Annotated in this window: 16 protein-coding genes; 9 read left to right on the forward strand and 7 right to left on the reverse strand. The window is 59.2% G+C overall.

The window, feature by feature from the left end; translation table 11 throughout:
• The first annotated feature begins 13 nt into the window (after positions 1–13).
• The 5 genes from ftsH (at position 14) to IC231_RS06175 (ending at position 7,692) form a co-directional block, all read left to right on the forward strand.
• Positions 14–2,119, forward strand: a complete 2,106-nt coding sequence (gene ftsH, locus IC231_RS06155; RefSeq protein WP_190783636.1) for an ATP-dependent zinc metalloprotease FtsH — start codon at positions 14–16, stop codon at positions 2,117–2,119.
• A 108-nt stretch (positions 2,120–2,227) separates the two neighbouring features.
• Entirely contained in the window at positions 2,228–2,893 is a 666-nt protein-coding gene (locus tag IC231_RS06160; protein WP_190783637.1) for a LutC/YkgG family protein, read from the forward strand.
• On the forward strand, positions 2,859–3,659 hold the full coding sequence (locus IC231_RS06165) for a UDP-2,3-diacylglucosamine diphosphatase (protein ID WP_190783638.1): 801 nt from the start codon (positions 2,859–2,861) through the stop codon (positions 3,657–3,659). Before IC231_RS06160 ends, IC231_RS06165 begins: the two co-directional genes overlap by 35 nt.
• A 43-nt stretch (positions 3,660–3,702) precedes the next feature.
• Complete coding sequence (locus IC231_RS06170) at positions 3,703–4,614, forward strand: hypothetical protein (RefSeq protein WP_190783639.1); 912 nt, start codon at positions 3,703–3,705, stop codon at positions 4,612–4,614.
• Positions 4,615–5,196: 582 nt separating this feature from the next.
• Positions 5,197–7,692: a S8 family serine peptidase gene (locus IC231_RS06175; RefSeq protein WP_190783640.1), complete on the forward strand. Its 2,496-nt coding sequence runs from the start codon at positions 5,197–5,199 to the stop codon at positions 7,690–7,692.
• Between the two features lie 285 nt (positions 7,693–7,977).
• On the opposite strand, the gene IC231_RS06180 is transcribed toward IC231_RS06175, so the two are convergent.
• Positions 7,978–8,787, reverse strand: a complete 810-nt coding sequence (locus IC231_RS06180) for a M57 family metalloprotease (protein ID WP_190783641.1) — start codon at positions 8,785–8,787, stop codon at positions 7,978–7,980.
• A 394-nt stretch (positions 8,788–9,181) separates the two neighbouring features.
• Between IC231_RS06180 and IC231_RS06185 the strand changes: the two genes are divergently transcribed.
• Positions 9,182–10,813, forward strand: a complete 1,632-nt coding sequence (locus IC231_RS06185; RefSeq protein ID WP_190783642.1) for a PSP1 domain-containing protein — start codon at positions 9,182–9,184, stop codon at positions 10,811–10,813.
• A gap of 23 nt (positions 10,814–10,836) precedes the next feature.
• Entirely contained in the window at positions 10,837–11,328 is a 492-nt protein-coding gene (locus IC231_RS06190) for a gliding motility lipoprotein GldH (protein ID WP_190783643.1), read from the forward strand.
• A 151-nt stretch (positions 11,329–11,479) separates the two neighbouring features.
• Here the strand turns inward: IC231_RS06190 and IC231_RS06195 are convergent, their stop codons facing one another.
• The gene (locus IC231_RS06195; protein ID WP_185888944.1) at positions 11,480–11,680 is read right to left on the reverse strand and encodes a cold-shock protein; all 201 of its coding nucleotides are present in this window, start codon (positions 11,678–11,680) and stop codon (positions 11,480–11,482) included.
• A gap of 270 nt (positions 11,681–11,950) precedes the next feature.
• On the opposite strand from IC231_RS06195, the gene IC231_RS06200 reads away from it, so the two are divergent.
• A complete protein-coding gene (locus IC231_RS06200) occupies positions 11,951–13,519 on the forward strand; it encodes a hypothetical protein (protein WP_190783644.1) in 1,569 nt (522 codons plus the stop codon).
• 83 nt (positions 13,520–13,602) lie between these two features.
• On the opposite strand, the gene IC231_RS06205 is transcribed toward IC231_RS06200, so the two are convergent.
• From IC231_RS06205 to IC231_RS06215, 3 genes are all read right to left on the reverse strand, one after another.
• Complete coding sequence (locus IC231_RS06205) at positions 13,603–14,472, reverse strand: hypothetical protein (protein WP_190783645.1); 870 nt, start codon at positions 14,470–14,472, stop codon at positions 13,603–13,605.
• Between the two features lie 167 nt (positions 14,473–14,639).
• The gene (locus IC231_RS06210; protein WP_190783646.1) at positions 14,640–15,701 is read right to left on the reverse strand and encodes a ComEA family DNA-binding protein; all 1,062 of its coding nucleotides are present in this window, start codon (positions 15,699–15,701) and stop codon (positions 14,640–14,642) included.
• Between the two features lie 132 nt (positions 15,702–15,833).
• Positions 15,834–16,019 (reverse strand): hypothetical protein, encoded by a 186-nt coding sequence (locus IC231_RS06215; RefSeq protein WP_190783647.1) that lies wholly within the window; start codon positions 16,017–16,019, stop codon positions 15,834–15,836.
• Positions 16,020–16,228: 209 nt separating this feature from the next.
• Here IC231_RS06215 and IC231_RS06220 point away from each other — a divergent pair, with 209 nt between their 5' ends.
• Positions 16,229–16,810 carry a DinB family protein gene (locus IC231_RS06220; RefSeq protein ID WP_190783648.1) on the forward strand — a complete coding sequence of 194 codons (582 nt, stop codon included), beginning with the start codon at positions 16,229–16,231 and terminating at the stop codon, positions 16,808–16,810.
• Positions 16,811–16,899: 89 nt separating this feature from the next.
• Here the strand turns inward: IC231_RS06220 and IC231_RS06225 are convergent, their stop codons facing one another.
• Both IC231_RS06225 and IC231_RS06230 read right to left on the reverse strand, forming a co-directional pair.
• A complete protein-coding gene (locus IC231_RS06225) occupies positions 16,900–17,613 on the reverse strand; it encodes a porin family protein (protein ID WP_190783649.1) in 714 nt (237 codons plus the stop codon).
• A gap of 42 nt (positions 17,614–17,655) precedes the next feature.
• On the reverse strand, positions 17,656–18,396 hold the full coding sequence (locus IC231_RS06230; protein ID WP_190783650.1) for a porin family protein: 741 nt from the start codon (positions 18,394–18,396) through the stop codon (positions 17,656–17,658).
• Positions 18,397–18,486: the final 90 nt, after the last annotated feature.

Consider the following 18,486-nt stretch of genomic DNA (forward strand, 5'->3'; position numbering starts at 1 on the left):
CTAATTTCTATTCATGCCTGACAACACGCCCAAAAAGAAGAAGCCCATGCTGCCTTCACCCACCCCAAAACCGGGGATGCAGCTCTGGCTACTGGCCGGGTTGGTTTTGTTTCTGTGCGCCTGGTTGTTCTTCAACCAAAGCGGCAGCACTGTCGAAATCAACCAGCAGAAATTTGAGCAGATGTACGCCGCCGGCGACGTGCGCGACGTAAAACTGCTCACCGACCGAAACCTGGTGGAGGTTTCGCTCAAAAACGATGCGGTGAAGTCGGGCCGCTACAACCAACTCCTAAGCCGCCGCGGGCCCCTCACGTTTGACACCAGCCCACAGTTTGGGTTTCGGGTGGTAGACGGCAAAACCTTCAAGGAGGATTTTGAGAAGCTACAGGCCAATATCCCGCTTGATAAGCGCATTGGCATCACCTTCGATACGCGTACCGGCTACGGCGACATTATCACCACGTGGGGCTTCACCATTCTGCTCTTCGTTGGTTTCTGGTTCCTGATGCGCCGCATGAGTGGCGCGGGCGGCGCCGGTGGCCAGATTTTCAATATCGGTAAGAGCCGCGCGGCCCTATTTGAGGGTGGCGACAAGGTGAAAATCACCTTCAAGGATGTGGCCGGTCTGGAAGAAGCGAAAGAAGAGGTGCAGGAAATTGTGGAGTTCCTCAAGAACCCCTCGAAATTCACTGTTCTCGGCGGTAAAATTCCGAAAGGAGCACTGCTGGTAGGTCCTCCCGGTACGGGTAAGACCCTGCTGGCAAAAGCGGTGGCAGGTGAGGCCGATGTTCCGTTTTTCTCGCTGTCGGGCTCCGACTTTGTGGAAATGTTCGTGGGGGTAGGGGCAGCCCGGGTGCGGGACCTGTTTAAGCAGGCCAAAGCCAAAGCGCCCTGCATCATCTTCATTGATGAGATTGACGCCATTGGCCGCAGCCGCAGCCGCGGCAACGTGCCCGGTGGCAACGACGAGCGGGAAAACACGCTCAACTCGCTGCTGGTGGAAATGGACGGCTTCGGTACGGATTCCGGGGTTATCATCCTGGCCGCTACCAACCGCCCCGACACGCTCGACTCCGCGCTGCTGCGTCCCGGCCGTTTCGACCGGCAGATCAGCATCGACAAGCCGGACATTAATGGCCGTACCGAGATTTTCCAGGTGCATCTGAAGCCGATTACGCTCGGTCCTGATGTGGAGGCCCGCAAGCTGGCCGCCATGACGCCCGGTTTTGCCGGCGCCGAAATTGCCAACGTCTGCAACGAAGCCGCTCTGATTGCCGCCCGCCGCGACAAGAAAATGGTGACTATGCAGGACTTCACTGACGCGGTTGACCGTGTGATTGGGGGCCTGGAGAAGAAGAACAAAATCATCAGCCCCGACGAGAAGCGCATTGTAGCCTACCACGAAGCCGGCCACGCCATTGCGGGCTGGTTCTTGGAGCACGCTGACCCGTTGGTGAAAGTGAGCATCGTGCCCCGTGGGGTAGCGGCGCTGGGCTACGCGCAGTATCTACCGCGGGAGCAGTTTCTCTACAACACCGAGCAACTCACCGACGAAATGTGCATGACTCTGGGCGGCCGTGCAGCGGAGGAACTGGTGTTCGGCAAGATTTCGACGGGAGCGTTGAGCGACCTGGAGCGCATCACCAAAATGGCGTACTCCATCGTGACGATGTACGGCATGAATGCCAAGCTCGGCAACATCTCCTACTACGACTCGAAAGGGCAGAATGAGTACGGTTTCTCGAAGCCGTATTCCGAAGCTACGTCGCAGATGATTGATGAGGAAGTGCGCAACATCATCGAAAACGCCTACGTCCGGACCAAGGAGCTGCTGACTGAGCGCCGCCATGAGCTGGAAGTAATTGCCAAGGAGTTGCTGGAAAAGGAAGTGCTGCTGCAGGATGACTTGGAGCGCCTCGTGGGCAAGCGCCCTCATGGCGTGCAGACCAACTATCAAGCGCACATGGCCGGCACCGACCGTTCGGAAACCCTGAGCGAACGGAAGCAGGAGCACCCGTTGCAAAACGATCTGCCTCCGCTGAACCTGCCCGGTGTAGACGACAACACACAATCAGGTGCTACTTCGGAGCCCAGCGGCTCGGCTGTAACGCCGTTATAAAGAACCTGATTCAAAAAAGGCCAGCCCGAAAGGGCTGGCCTTTTTTGTTGAGGACCGGCCCATTTCTGCTAGTTTTAAGCCTAGTTGCTTTCAGAGTACCTTTGCGCCATGCCCGAATCGTCCCGCGACATTATCCTGCGCCGTATCCGCGAATCGTTGCGGGAGCCCACGCCGCCCAAGGCCGCGCCTGACTTCGCGGCGCCCTTGCACCCCGCCGCTACCGGCGACCTGGCTATTGCTTTTGCTGAAAGCTTCGTGCGGGTGGGTGGGCAGCTGTATTTCTGCGAGTCGGAAGAGCATTTCTACGACCAGCTATTCATCTATAAAAAGGAAAAGGAGCTGGAGCGGCTGTTTGTGTGGGAGCCGGAACTGAAAAAGCTGCTGCACGCCGGCGGTATCGTGTTTCAGCCTGATGAAACCGACTTTCTGGAGCACGCCGACGCGGGCCTGACGACCTGCGAGGCGCTGGTGGCGCGTACGGGCAGTGTGCTGGTAAGCGCGGCCAGCAGCAGCGGCCGGCGCCTGAGCATCTACCCAGACCAGCACCTCGTGTTTGCCCGCACGTCGCAGGTGGTGGCCGACATCGGCGACGCGCTGCGCCGCACGCAGGCCAAATATGGCGCCGACCATCTGCCGTCCATGATTTCGCTGACGACCGGCCCCAGCCGCACGGCTGATATTGAAAAGACTCTTGTGCTCGGGGCTCATGGTCCACGCAGCATTGCCCTGTTTTTGTTGGATGACGAAGCCGACCCCGCCACCCCGCCTGCCTGATCTGGCGCTGCCTGCCGGCCGCCGCGTATACTTCGCCTCCGATTTTCACCTCGGTGCCCCCGATGCCGCCCGCTCGCTGGAGCGGGAGAGGCGCATTGTGCGCTGGCTCGATGAAGCTGCCAAGGATGCTGCTGCCATTTATCTGCTCGGCGACATTTTTGACTTCTGGTTTGAGTATAAGCACGCCATTCCGCGGGGCTTTATCCGGCTGCAGGGCAAGCTGGCCGAGCTGACGGATGCTGGTATTCCCATCATCTTTTTCACCGGCAACCACGATATGTGGATGTTCGACTACTTCACGAAGGAGCTGGGCATTCCGATTCTGCGCCATCCGGTGAGCCAGTTGATTGGGGGGCGCGAGTTTCATATCGGGCACGGCGACGGGCTGGGACCGAAGGACTACACCTACAAGATGCTGAAACGTGTATTCGCCTCGCCGGTGTCGCAGTGGCTGTTTGCGCGGCTGCACCCGAATCTGGGAATCGGCATTGCCAACCGCTGGAGCCGCCACAGCCGAATTCAAAATGCCGACGCCGACGCCAAATACTTTGGCGAGGACGAGTGGCTGCTGGTGTACTGCCGGGAGCTGGAGCGGCGTTTCCACCACGACTATTACGTATTCGGTCACCGCCACCTGCCCCTCGACGTATCGGTAGCTGCCGACAGCCGCTACGTGAACCTCGGCGAGTGGGTCAATTATTGCTCTTACGGCGTATATGATGGCAACGACCTCGCCCTGCGGCATTTCGAGCAGCACCAAAGCTAAAATGATGTTCAGGGCTCTGAGTTCGGTGTGCAGGCCCCAAGCAATGCGTTTTGGGCTTCTGCTGCTGGTACTGAGCTTTCCGCTCTCTCCGGCTGCTGTTGCTCAGACTACCGTTCCTACACCCGCATCAGTAGTGCCACCCGGCAAGCCGGCTCCGGCCGCGGCGTCGCCTGCTGTAGCCAAAGCCAATGAGCTAACGGCCCCCGCCGGAGCCTGGCAGCTGGTGCGCACTATTGCGTTGCCGCAGCCGGGCGTAGCTTCACTGGACCGCCGTGGCACGCTTTACGTAGCCGATGCCCGCGACAATATCCATCAGTATGGCCCCGATGGGCAGGTGTTGAATACTTTCTCGCCGCCACAGCCGGGCCATGTAGCGCAGCTGGAGGCCTGGAACACCACCAAGATTCTGGTGTTCTACGACGACCGTCAACAGCTACTGTTGCTCGACCGGTTTGCCGCGCTGCTGGGCCAGTTCAATCTGCTCGACCTGCTCGACGGTACGGCCCGCACCGCCACGCTGGCGCCGGATGACCGGCTCTGGTTGCTGAACGAATCGGACCTGACGCTGCGCCAGTTCGATGCCAACGCCAAGACCTTTACCCATTCCACGCCGCTTGATCTGCTGATTGGCCGCTCGCGCCCGGATTTCCGGTTTCTGCGCGAATACCAGAACAACCTCTATCTGGTAGACCGGGTGAATGGGGTGTACGTGTTTGATAACCTAGGGAATTACCGCAAGAAGCTGCCATTCGCGGGCCTGAGCACTATTGGCTTCCGCGGCGACGAGCTGTACTTTCTGGCTGACGGCGCAGTTCAGTTTTTTCACCTCTACACGCTGGTCCAGCGCGCGGTGCCCGTGCCATCCGATGTAGCCGCTGACGTACGGCAGGTGCTGGTAGGCGAAGGGTATGCGTATGTGTTTACGGCGGCTGGCATCCTGGTATACAAGCTATAAAACCGGTAGGCGCCTGCAGGTGCGGTTGAGGTAGTCGGTTATGATACTGCCGGGTGTAGGCACAGTTGATGTGCCAGCTCCTCGCGCCTTTCCCCAAAACCAGCCCCAACTTTTGTTGGAATCACTAAAATAGGGGAAGACGAGTAACGCTATTATCTATATGGCTGGCAAAGTGGCTCCTGTTTATATTCAAAAAACACCGGAATGTACTGGCCCTTTTTATATCTGATAATTCTGCCATTTTATGCAGGTCGTTGGCAGAAAGCATAAACTGACTAAGAGCGGGCAAACCACCAGTAAAACCAACGCAAAAACTCCATACATCATAATATTTTGGCTCATGCCAGTATGGGATAATGAGTGCTGATAGAGGTTTTTGCCTAAATTTGAAAAGGTGCCGGCTCAGCAAGGCTGCAGAGAGCACCTCTTCTGATTATCCTGTTTTCTATGGCGTATCTTGCTGCTTGTATCTGGCTAGGAAATGTGTTGGTGGGGTTATTGACTTTGCCCGCGCTGGCTCAGCAAAGGCCGCAGGTGCCCACCAGCAAGCTGGCCCCCATACTGCAGCAATCTGCTGCCCGAATGGCACCAACTGCCCGCCAGACTGTGCGGGTTCAGACCAGCAATGCGGCCGCGTTCAGGCAATGGGCGCGGCAGGAGCTGCCAGGTGCTATACTGCGGGCCGAAACAGGCCAGCCACACATATTCCAGCTATCCGGAATAAGCCAGGCCCAGCTACAGCTACTGGTAGCCTCGCCGCTGGTTGCATTCATTGATGCCGCTGACCGCCGGCCCCATGATGAGCGGCAGCTAAACCAAGCCAACCTGAACGTGAATAGCGTGACGCCGCTGCACCGTCGCTATCCGGCACTAGCCGGGCAGGGCCTCACGGTTTCGGTGAAAGAAAACCCGTTGGATGTCACAGATATCGACTTCAAGGGCCGGCTAGTGAACATTGATCCGGCCGCAGTTACGGTTTCGTCGCACGCCACTACTATGGCCACGCTTATTGCCGGAGGCGGTAACTCGGCTCCGGCCGGCCGGGGTGTGGCGTGGCAGGCCCGTATTACTTCCTCCGACTATGTGCGCCTGCTACCAGATGATGGCGTGCAGCTGCAGCAGCGCAATGTGAGTGTGCAAAACCACTCCTATGGCACCGGAATCGAGAATTACTACGGTCTGGAATCCCAGGCGTATGATACGCAGGCCCAGCAGTACCCGACCTTGCTGCATGTGTTTTCATCCGGCAATTCTGGCGCGCAAACCAGCCCTACTGGTCCTTACCAGGGGCTGCCTGGCGTAGCAAACCTGACGGGGCAGTTCAAAATGTCGAAGAATACTTTGAGCGTGGGCGCCACCGATGCGTTGGGGCAGGTAGCCGCCATGAGTTCCCGAGGGCCAGCCTACGACGGCCGGATCAAGCCGGAGCTAGTGGCTTTCGGGGATGAAGGTTCGTCGGATGCGGCGGCTCTCGTTTCGGGCATGAGCCTACTGGTGCAGCAAACTTACCGCGACCAGAATGGAGGAGTTCTGCCACCCTCCGCGCTGGTAAAAGCGGCTTTGCTTAACAGCGCCGATGATACGGGCCGCTCGGAAGTGGATTTTGTGGCGGGTTTCGGGCAGGCCGATGCGCTGGGTGCGGTGCGTACCATGTTGGACCGCCGCTACTTTCAGGGCAGCGTAGGGCAGGGGCAGGCCACGCAGTTTACGCTGGTAGTGCCCCCTGGCACGCAGCAGCTCAAGCTCACGCTTGCCTGGACTGACCCCGCCGCCGCCGCCAATGCTTCCAGCGCCTTGCTGAATGACCTGGATGTATTGCTGACAAATAATGGCACCAGCTGGCGCCCCTGGACTCTGAGCACCTATCCGCACCCCGATTCCCTGGCGCTGCCCGCCCGCCGCCGCCCCGACCACCTCAACAACGTAGAACAGATTACACTAGCGGCGCCCGCCCCCGGTACCTACCAGATAGCAGTGCGCGGCTATACGGTAGCTACCGGCCCACAGGCGTTTAGTGTGGCGTATGAGCTGAACAATGGGTTTGAGTGGTTGACTCCCAATAAAATGCGCAACGTGCGGCCAGGCGAAGCCACGCAGCTGCGGTGGCAATGGGCGGGCCCCGCTGCTGCCGGACAGCTGGAGTACCGGCCAGTAGGTGCCACCACGTGGCGCCGCATCAGTTCCGGTGTAGACCTGGCCGCCCGCACCTATACCTGGGCCGCGCCCGACACCACTACCCTGGCACAAGTGCGCATGGTCTCGGCCAGTGGCACAATCGTGTCCGATACGTTTGCGCTGGCCCGGCCGCTCCCGCTCACTATCGGGTATTCCTGCCCCGATGAAGCGCTGCTCTACTGGCCGCGGGTGCCGGGCGCCGCGCAGTACCAGCAGTACCGGCTGGGGGCCACGCACATGGAGCCAGTGACGCGCACTTCCGATACTACTTATGTGCTAACTGGCGCCGCGCTGGCAGTGCCGCAGTATGCGGTAGCACCTGTGCTACGTGGGCAGGTGGCTGAACGGGGTTCTTCCATCAACCGCAACACGGCCGGTTTCGACTGCTACATTCGCTCCTTCATCGGCCGGCAGCCCGTTGCCGACACGGTACAGCTGCTGGTAGAATTAGGCAGTACGTTCCGGCTTCAGTCCCTGAAGCTGCAGCGGCTCGAGCAAGGCGAGTTTCGCACGATACTAACCCAAAGCCCGGTTACGCAGCTGCGCTTTACACTCACTGATGCCAGCGCCCCATCCGGCCTCAACCAATACCGGCTGGAGCTGCAGGACAGCGGCGGCCGGGTTTTTCATAGCCGGCTGGAAAGTGTGTATCAGGTGAGCCAGCCCGAAGTCCTGGTTTTTCCGGTGCCGGCCACCGCGGGCACTCCCCTCAGCATCATTGGTCCTCCCGATACGGAGTTGCGCCTGCGTCTCTTCGATACACTGGGCCGCCTGCTACACGAAAGCACGGCTACGGGCACCATCAACCATTTGTCTACCAGCGCACTGAAACCGGGGACTTATCTGCTTCGCATTGGGGCGGGTGACGGGCCGGAAATCACGCGGCGTATTCTGGTATTGTAGCTGTAGCAGGATGCTATGCAGTTGCTTTCTGAGTAGCACGCTTGGTCGTTTCAGCCGGTACAGCGGTTTTGCGCCTTGGCGGCTCTCTTCCAGGCGCCGGTTGGTAGGAACAGTCAGCCTGCCAGCCAAGTAGTGTGGTCAGAACGCCGCCTGTTGCAGAAAAAGTAGCCCATCCGGCGTTTAGCTCCCGACCCCAAAACAAAACCCCTGGCCCGATAGGACCAGGGGTTTTGTTTTGGGGTCGGGAGCAGTTCCTGGCTTTTTACAGCCGGACTGCTCTACGGGTTAGTAAACGTAGTTGAGCGCCGTACGGTCGTTGGTATTGAACGGACGGTTTGCGCCGCTGCCAATGCAAGCCAGCATCCACGAGCTTGGGTCTGGACCCGACGGCGTGCCGGGAATGAGGATGGCACCTACCGTGCTAGCACCTTCGTTTACGGCCGAGCCACCGCAGCTATACTGCCGGCTCATGTAGTCGGTGTGGCGGAAGCCGATGCAGTGGCCCACTTCGTGCGCCAGTACAGTTGCCAGATACGTGCTGGCATTAGCCGTACCCAATGCCGTAGAGTTTACCAGCACCTGGCTGTACGGATTGCCACCGGAAGGGAAGCCAGCCGAAGCCAGATAGCCAGCTCCCGAAGGAGACTTGGTGAGGGTGATGTTAGCCGAAGAAGTGGAAGCTACACGCGTGAACGTGATGCGCAGGTTCTGAGCATTGTAGCGGCGTACCAGCTCGTCGGTGGCCGTTACGTAGGCAGAAGGCAGCGTAGACGAAACCCGGATGGTGATGTTGCGCGGTAGCCCGGTTACCAGGTTGGTAGTACGGTACTGCTCGTCCTCGCCCACCCGCATCATCGAGTAGTCGGGAGTGCTGTTGAGCATTTCGTTGGTCAGCACGATGTCGCCTTCCACGAGGACGCCACCATCTACTTTCTGGGCATCTTTGGCGCTGAAGCCAAGGGCGCTGATCTGGCCGATGGTTTCTTCGGAAATTTCATTTTTTGTAACAACTTCCTGCTTCTTTTCACAGGAGGATAGAGACATGGCAGCGCCGACCAGCAGTGCCAATGGCGTGAATAAACGGTTTACTTTCATGGATGATGGTTGGTTGGTTTGGTTGTGGAAAGGAACAATTACGTCGAAAAACTACTCATTTATTAATGATATTTCAAAACTATTGCTAATTGATTGCCATAATTATATACATCCGGGTTTTTCGCTATGCAGCCCTTTCTCTAAATGGAAAACCTGAAATAAGGCAATGGTGAAGGATTAATGAAGTTTTTGTCAACATCATTAAAGTGAAATTTTCAATCAGAGACAATGAGGTAATTTTCGGAGAGTACAACTACGGTTCAGCTAGTGCCCGGCGCTACCGCAGCTGAGCTTGCGCAGCGCTATACCCTCCCGCCTCTGAATTCTGTATCTTTGTATGAAACCGACTTTCAGCGGCACTTAGGTGTTGCTTCACGATATAGATACTTTAGTAGTGGCCTGTACTTCCTGCTCCTCCGGCGGCGGCTGCTCTACCACAACTGCCACGGGCTGCGGCTCGAAAGGCAGCTGTAGCAGCGGCTGTACGCGACTTAATGTATTCGACTGGCTCCAGGATCTGGACACACCCAGTGACTTCAAAGGATTTGACCTTGTTGAAATCCGCTTTAAGGGCGGCCGCAAGGATTTTTACCGCAATGCCAGCCACCTCCCGCTCATCACCGGCGACGCCGTGGTGATTGAGGCCGGTGGCAACGGCTGGCATTTGGGCCACGTTTCGCTGAAAGGCGAGCTGGTGCGCCTGCAGATGAAGAAAAAGAAAGTGCCCACCGACTCCAAAGACATCCGCAATATTCTGCGAGTGGCTACCGAGCAGGACGTAGAGCGCTGGAATGCCGTTCGTGACCTGGAAACGGGCACCATGTTCCGGGCCCGCACCGTGGTGGATGAACTGCGCCTGAAAATGAAGCTCTCTGATGTAGAGTATCAGGCGGACCGCACCCGCGCTACGTTCTTCTACTCCGCCGAAGACCGGGTAGACTTCCGGGACCTGATTAAGCGCCTCGCCGATGAGTTTCGGGTGCGCGTGGAGATGCGCCAGATTTCGTTGCGCCACGAAGCCGGCCGCCTGGGCGGTATTGGGGTGTGCGGGCGCGAGCTGTGCTGCTCCACCTGGCTCACCGACTTCAAGAGCGTGAGCACCACGGCCGCACGCTACCAGAATCTGAGCCTTAACCCCGCCAAGCTGTCCGGCCAGTGTGGGCGCCTTAAGTGCTGCCTCAACTATGAGCTGGATACGTACCTCGATGCCCTAAAAGACATTCCGCAGGTACAGCGCCCTCTCGTAACCGAGAAGGGGGAGTACGTACTGCAGAAAACCGATATTTTCCGCCGGAAGATGTGGTTTGCCATTCGTGGCGACAATAACTGGGTGGTGCTGCCCACTGAGCGAGTGCGCGAAGTGCAGGAGATGAACCGGCGGGGCGAGAAAGTGGATACGCTGCTGGTGGCTGTGAGGGAAGAGGAGAAAGCGCCTGATGTAACGGCCATTGTGGAAGGCTCATTGGAGCGCCTCGATGATAAGATAAAAGCCGGCAAGCGTGCCAAACGGCCTAAAAAGAGAACCAAGGGAGATGCTTCCACCGACGAGCAGCCCAGCGCACCGCGTGGTGGTACCTCGGGCCGCACCGCTACTCCACGGGCTGCTTCCTCGGCCGCAGCCGAAGGTGAAGCCTTCGATAAGCCAGTGTTGGAAGGCACTGGTGCTGGCGAAGAAGCCCGCCGGCCCAGAGGGGCAGCTGCCCGTCCGCTGAACCGCCGCAACAACCGAAACCGCTCTGCTAACGCCTCAGAAGGTGGTCCCCGCCAAGAAGGAGGCCGTGGTGAAGGCCGCTCAGCAGAGGGCCGCCGCAATAGCCCCGAAGGTGGGGCGGAGCCACGCGCCGGCCGCGCCGGCAATGAGCGGCGTGGTGCCCGTGGAGGTTCCGGAGAAGCGGGCAACCGCCCGGCTCCGCCGGAGGGGGGTACCCCCAATCCGGCTCGTGAGGGTGGCCGTAGCCGCCGTGGTGGGCGCCGTCCCGAAGGAGGCGCTTCTGGTAGTTCACCTGCTGCTCCGTCTGCTTCCTAACGCTGCCTGATCCTAGCTATTCTATGCTCAAACTGTTTCGTCTGTTGCCGCTGCTGCTTGTGGCCGCTGTGCTTACCGCCTGCGACCAGGACCAGGTATATGAGAAGAACGTCGATTTCGACGGCTACACATGGTCAGTACGGCAAAAACCGGCCTTCACCTTCGACATTGCGGATACCACCCAGCTCTATGATGTGTACTTCAACGTGCGCAACGCTTCGGCTTACGGCTACTACAATCTGTATCTGAAGCACACGCTGACGGACCCGGCCGGCAAGCCCGTGTCGCAGCTGCTGCACCAGATGCTGCTCATGGACCCGCAAACCGGCGAACCGCGCGGCAGTGGCACCGGCGACATCTACGACCACCAGTTTCTTGCGCTGCCCAGTCAGAAATTCCACCAGACCGGCACCTACAAAATTGTGCTGGAGCAGTACATGCGGCAAAACCAACTGCCAGGGCTTATGGCGGTAGGAGTGCGCGTGGCCCAGGCACGCCCGGCTCAGGGTAAATAAATTTCCTTTCTGATTATAGAAAAGCCCCGTCAGCAACCATGCCGGCGGGGCTTTTTGCGTACAGTTCGGCTGTGAGAAAGTAGCGAAACAGCTGAAATCAGGATGCTACTGCACAAGGCCGAAGCATCAGGCAAGGCCGGACAACTGCGGCTTACAGCGCGGCAATGCGCTCAACGTTCACCGCGTTCAGCCCTTTTTTGCCCTCAATCACCTCAAACGAAACCCGGTCATTTTCGCGGATTTCGTGAATCAAACCTGTTTGGTGTACAAAAATATCCTGGTTGTTTTCGTCCTGGATGATAAAACCGAAGCCCTTCGATTCGTTGAAGAACTTTACTTTGCCCGTTTTCATAGGAGAACTGGTGTTGTAGTGGAAATGTAGAAAGACGCTGGTAAATCTAAGGGGCTATTTCGAATAATCGACGTGCCTGGCCCGGAAAGTAGCTGCGGACGGGGCCGCAGCAAGGGGCGCCTGATATTCTGGTAATCAAGTGAGTAAGCTGGGGTACTAACTCAGGGAATGCGGGTAGAATACAAGGCGCCAAAAGAACAATGCAGGAAAACCACGCGTATAGTTTGGCTCCTGATGAGTTCTTTTTCTCACCCCAACCTTCAAATTCCCATGGCAAACGAAGAAAAAAACCAACAGAATGCGGCCGGTCTGCAAAACGGCGGCACCACGTCTAATCCGATGAATTCCGGGCAGAATCAGCCATCGTCGGCGGCCGGTACCAGTGGAAACCCGGGTCCATCATCTCGGAAAAATCAGCCGGCCTCTCCCGGCTCTACTGATGGCGTTACCGGTTCTGCTTCCTCCAGCACGTCATTGGCTGCTTCGGAAACAAGTGCCGGGCAAGGCGGCATCAGAGCGAAAACGCCAGCCGGCTCCTCTAAAGCTCCGACCAGCAAATCTTCTTCCCGGAGCAGCAATGCCGCTTCGGCCGGCTCCAAAACGGGTGCCAAGAAAGACGCCCCGGCAACCGGCCAACAGGCGGGCAACAGCGCTTCGGCAGTGGGCAGCAAAGGCTCCAACTACGATACCAGCAGCACGCAGGCCAGCTACCAGGATCCTGACCGCCGCGAAAACCAAAGCAGCGGCGCCAGCCGTGGCGAGTTCGGGAGCCACGGCCCAGGCAACACCCAGGGCGGCTACGGCAATCAGTACCGGGAAACCAACGACTACAACCGCAGCGGCTACTACAACGACGACCGGGGCTACGGCGGCCACACCGGCCCCAACCAAAACTCTTACCGCGAATATGATGGCCGCGGCAGCTACAACCAAGGCGTTCAGTACGGCCAGGACGGAGGATACGGCGCGCAGAACTATGGCCGCCAGCAGGACGACTACGGCCAGCAAGAGGATTGGCAGGGCGGATACGGCCAGCGCAACCAAGGCGGCTATGAGCCGCGCGGCTCCTTTGGTCCGCAGGACCGCGGCGGCCGATATCAGGACGACTACCGGCAGCCCCGCAACGAAAACTGGGGCAGCCACGACCGGGGTAGCAGCGGCGGTGGATATGGCCAGAACCGCTACCAGGACCGTGACCGTAACGAGGAGTACGGCCAACGAAATCAGGGCCGTTCTGACTATTCGCCCAACGACAATGGCTCAGGCTACGGCCGGGGCCAGGGCTACAGCAACGACTATGGCAACTCGTCGGGGGGCAGCAACTATGGCAATGGCTACCGGGACCGTGGCAACTATGGTGGGCAGGGCCGCAACCAGAACGAGGATTCCCGCTCTTCGCGCGGCGGCTACGATGACCAAGGCTACTCCGACCAGAGCAACTACAGGGGCCAGCGCGACTCCTATGGTTCTCAGGAGCGCGGCTACGGCCGAAACGAAGGCCGCCGCAACGACGACAACCGCATGACGGGCGGCCCGCAGACAGGACGTGGGCAGGGTGGCTGGGGCAACTCTGGCGCACCCGACAACCGCAACGGCTACATAGGCGGTAGCTACGGCGGCAATTCCAGCCAGGGCTATGGCTCACGTGGGGGCTCCTACAACGACGAATACGATTCTTCGGACCGCAACAGCCGGACCGGCTCGCCTTCCCGCGGCGACTATGACCGCCACGACCAGAGCCGCAACTACGGGCAGGACCGCCGCAGCCAGTACCGCAACGAAGACGATACCGATTATGGCTCTGCACCACGCCGCAACCGTGGCCGCGACGATGAGTAAGCATCATGCATAGTTGATGCGTAAGTAGCCAGAAAAGGCCTCCATAATTCTGTGGAGGCCTTTTACGTGCTTAGCCGAATGCGTTACCGGACTTTCTTTTTGGCGAGGTAGATGCGGCCCTTCTCGTTGCTGACTACAAAGTCAGTACTGTTAATGAACGTCAGGGCTTCTGCCTGGCCGGTAGTAGCCAGCGGCAGGCAGCTTTTGGGTCCATCGAAGAGCCGATGGCCGGGCTGGCGCTCCAGCAGGTATATATGGCCATAGCCCAGCAACGCCACGGTGCGGCCATCGGGGCTGATGTCGGCGGCAGTAACCCAGGTATTAATACGAATACTGTCCAGGAGCGTGGCGACATGGTAGCCGGGCCGGGCCGGTAGGGCGTACATTTTCACGTAGTGGCCTTTGCCGCGGTTCTTCGAGAACAGGTATAGGCTGTCCTGCCGGTAAAAGAAAGCTTCGCAGTCGAAGTTGCGGGCTGTTTTCCGTGGCGGAAACCGCCGCTGGTCGGAGTAGCGGAAACGGATGGTATCTATCTGGCGCAGGTCGGGGCCGCTGAGGCGGTAAATGCACAGATTGCGGCGCTTATTCTGGTTGTTGCCAAAGTCGCCGATGTACAGGCGTCCTTCGTCGTCGCGCGCCAGGTCTTCCCAATCGATATTGACGAGTGGAGCCAGGTTTCTCGTCTGCAGCACGTCGCCCTGGGGCGTGATTTTGTAGAGGGAGGCCGTGCTACCCCCGTCGCCATGCGTCCACAGGTCGCCGTGCGCATCCGCCAGCGCGAAGCCGGAGCTTTCCACCACCAGGTTTTTGGGCAGTTTTCCCGTCTGCGTTACGGTATACTGTTCGGCTACGTGCGTAAAATCACCTCTCTCGCCGCTGTGGCCGCAGCCACAAATCACCGATTGAAGAAAAACGAAAACCGGGAACAGCTTGTCGCGCAGCAAAAACAGCATAAGGAGGCAGGTTGATTCCTCGTATAACGCCTCCCCGCCCAGATGGTTAGTCCAAGCGCCTGCTGGCCTCGCTTGGCAGGCCGCAACGGTTCAGCACGCAATACCGCGTCGCCCGGCGGCTGGTGCCCGTCCGCTTCCATTCAGGCACGCACGTTACTTCGCGTTACTTACCGGATCAGCAGGTAGGGCAGCAGCTTTTCGTACGTCGCCTCATCCAGAATCCGGATCTGGCGTAGGTCGGTGGGCTGGCGGAAAGGGCCGTGCTGCTGGCGGAACGATACCAGCACGCGGGCCAGCCGCTTGCCCACATAAGGGTGCGCCTGCAACTCCTCAAACGACGCCCCATTGACGTCTACGCCGGCCGGTTCAAAACCGGCGCGCACGAAAGTGTACTTGCGGAGGCTATCCACCAGGTCCGGCGCGTCGCGGAGGCTGTACAGCTCGGCCAGCTGCCCTGGGCTGCGGAAGCCGCCCAGGCGCTGCCGGTATTTCACCACCCGCGCCGACAGCCCGCGCCCGATGCCCCGAATCTGCATTAGTTGGGTGGTATCGGCCGTATTCAGGTCGAAGGGCTGCAGGTTGCGCGGCTTGCGCTGGTATTGGGTGGCGGGCCTGGCTCCCTCAAACGGTCTGGTGGCAAAGCGGCCGGTACTACCGTCAGCGGCGCGGCTTCCGTAGGTGCGCGGCTCCCGTGCCGGCAGCTGCTCAGGTAGCTGGATGTAGGGTGCCAGCCGCGCATACGTGGTGTCCGACAGCCCGTAGGCCCTGCGCAGCTGCTCTTTGGCCCGAAAGCCACCTACCGCCTCCCGGTACTTTACCAGCCGCTCGCCCAGCCATGCCGGCAGCCCACGCGCCTGCCAGTCAGTTGCCGAAAAACGGTTGGGGTCGAAGGGAGCCAGGGGCACCTGTGCTACCGTGGCGCGGGCTGCATAGGTGCGTTTGGGGTAGCGGCTGTTGCGGGTATAGGTCGGGCGCGGCTGGCGCCGTGCTGCCAGCTCAGTAGCCCACGCATCAAGCTGTTGCCGGTCGGGGGCAGGATTGTAGGCGGGCAGATGCGGGCGCAGCAGCTGTGGGGCAAAAAGCAGCAGCACCAGCAGCGCCAGCAGCACAACGAAACCGGAGGTTTCGCGGCGCGAAAAACCAAAAAACCGGCGCCGGGTCGCTCGGAAAGACGCCCAGAGGCCGGCCGGCTTGGCAGTAGCCCTGGCAGGTCGGATAGGAGTTGGCATAGTCAGAAGCCAAAATAATTACAGCAGATAACACGGGTAGCGGAGGCAGTATAGCAGAAATAGTTGATAAGCAAAAGGCCGCCCTTGGGCAGAACGCCACTGCGGGCCACGGCCACCTGCCGCAGCCACGTTTTATGCTGAGCGGGTAGCCAGAAAATAACAGCACAGGCTGCCGGCGTTGCCGGATTTTTCCTGCCCGGCTACCTGCACTGTGTAGGTGCCGGAGTCCGGTATCCACTCGCCGGCCAGCGGGTGCACCGGTCGGTCGGCATCGTAGGGGGCACTGCGGGGCGGGCCCGGACATAGCGAGCGGCGCACTATTTTCGCGGGGGCCGAATCCGGACCGGGTAGCCCTCCGAAACGCGGTAGGAACGAAGCAAAGGGCCGAAAACGCGAATCGGAGCCTGTGACTACGGGCTCACAAATCAGATGAATCTTCCGGACCGCTGCCCCCGTAATTGTCGAAGCCGCCGCCGGCCCGTATCATTACGCGCCGTTCGGTACTTATCCTCCCGTCTATTGTTGCCATGAGTCAGCCAGTTACCAGCCCAACCGAGTTTTTTGATGGCCTGACCGCCGAGCTGGTCGCCCTGCGTGATGTGACGCAGCAACGCTTTCGGGCTCTCACCGACGACCAGCTGAACCGCCGCCCCTCGCCCGATAAGTGGAGTGTAGGGCAGTGCCTGGAGCACCTCAATATTGTGGGCGGGCTCTACTTGCCCACCATCACGCGCAAGCTGAAGCAAGCCCAGGAGCGCGGCAGCAAGCCCGCCAGCACCGTGAAGCACGGCTACATTGGCCGCAAGATGACGGAAGCCCTGCGTGTCCCGCCTACCCAGAAAGCCATGAAAACGCCCCAGCAGTTTGCCCCCAGCGGCTCACGGCTGCCGCGTACGGTGGTAGAAGTCTTCGGCCGGCAGCTCGACGAGCTGATCAACCTGCTGGAACAGGCGCGGCACGTCAATGCCAACGCCGTGCGGATTCCCAATCCCATCATCCCGCTGCTTTGGCCTCGCCTTACTGATGTTGCCGAGATGATGGTGGTACACATCAAGCGCCACGTTGCGCAGGCCGAACGGGTACTCGATAGCCGGGTGGCAACCAGCTGAAACCGATAGAGTAAAAAACAGGAGCAGATAAAAGGCCTGACTTCCACGCTGGAAGTCAGGCCTTTTATCTGATAGCCGCAAGCGGAAGCCTACTTGGTACTGAAGAAGTACGTCAGCGAGAACTGCGCTGTGCGGTCCTTCAGGCTGCTGTCGTCGTTGTAGTCGTTGTCCGGAAACATATTGGTCAGGCCCAGCGAATAGCCCGCCTGCACCTGAAACGGGCCCGCCTTGTAGCCGAGGCCACCGTTCAGGCCGGCGTTGAGAGTCCGGAAGTAAGCCTTATCGTCATTGCCCTCTTCGTTGGCAAACTTCACCGTCGCCGTTTCCTTTTCGGAGAAGCTCTCACCATCAATTGAGCCGGATGTTTCGGATTTTACTTTTCCACTCAGCCCGATACCGATGTAAGGACCCGCAAAAATCTGGAATCCGTTGTCGCCGCCCGTCGTGTACACGAAGTTCAGCGGAATGTCGAGGTAGTTAAGTGCCGCGTCCAGCTTTGACGTTGCCGTATAGGTAATGCCAGCGTAGGTTCCGCTTTGTGTTTCTTCAATTTTGAAGCCCTTCTGGGAGAAAAGCAGCGACGGTTGAAACGCCACATTGCCGAACTGCGCATTGAGGGTTAAGCCAACCTGCGCGCCGATTTTCATTTTCGTGTCAACGTCTTCGCCGCCGTCAAAGTCAGCCTGCACATTGGCCAGGTTCAGGCCCACGCGCGGACCAATGGTTACCTGGGCTTGCGCAGTGCCGGCAGCGGCTACCAGCAGGGTGGAGGCCAGCAGGCCTTTCAGTAGGGATGATTTCATGCGTGTGGAAATGGGGGATGGGGAAATGAAGTAAAAGGGTCCTTAGTTGCTGAGAGAGAAGAAATAGCTCAGGGAAAGATGGAACGCCCGGTTCCGGGCTTTTTCGCCGGTGTCGTTGCCGTCGGCATCATTCGGAACGAGGTTGGAGAGGCCCAGGCCGTAGCCCAGCTGCGCCTGCACCGGGCCCGCTTTGTAGCCGATACCAGCATTCAGACCCACATCGAAGCGGCGGACATACAGGTTGTCGTCGTCCTCGTCGTCGCTGGCTTTGTCGGCGTACTTCACGCCGCTGCTGTTGGAGTCGCTATACTCCAGGCCGTCTCCCTCAACGCGCGCTTTCACGTTGTAGGAGCCGCCCATGCCCATGCCCACATACGGGCCGGCAAACACCTGGAAACCGCCTTCCGCGCCGTCAGTGCTGTACACTAGGTTGATAGGCAGCTCCAGATAGCCCAGGCGGGCTTTGGCCGTCGTCGTCAGGCTGTAGGCTTCGTCAGTTCCGTCCCCATCAAAGTCGAAGTCGACGTTGCGGGAATCATCAATCTGGAACCCTTTGCGGCTGTAGAGCAGCGAAGGCTGCACCGAGAGGTTACCGAATTGCGCATTGAGTGTAAGCCCTACCTGCGGCCCAAACAACGCCTTGGTATCTGGCGCGTCGGCCTGTTCGGTTTCGAGTTTGACGGTAGCCAGATTGCCGCCCAGGCGTGGTCCGACCGTTATCTGGGCCTGTGCGGCGCCCGCCAGCAGCAACGCTGCCAGCGCAAGGGGAAGTGCTTTTTGCATAGAGCAATGAGAAAATTGGGCAACAGCGCTGCCGCAGTGCCGAAGGCAGGCAGCACGTAAGGAATAAGACGATGGGAGAAAGCAGGAGGG

Source organism: Hymenobacter duratus, from assembly GCF_014698995.1.
GTDB classification, from domain to species: domain Bacteria; phylum Bacteroidota; class Bacteroidia; order Cytophagales; family Hymenobacteraceae; genus Hymenobacter; species Hymenobacter duratus.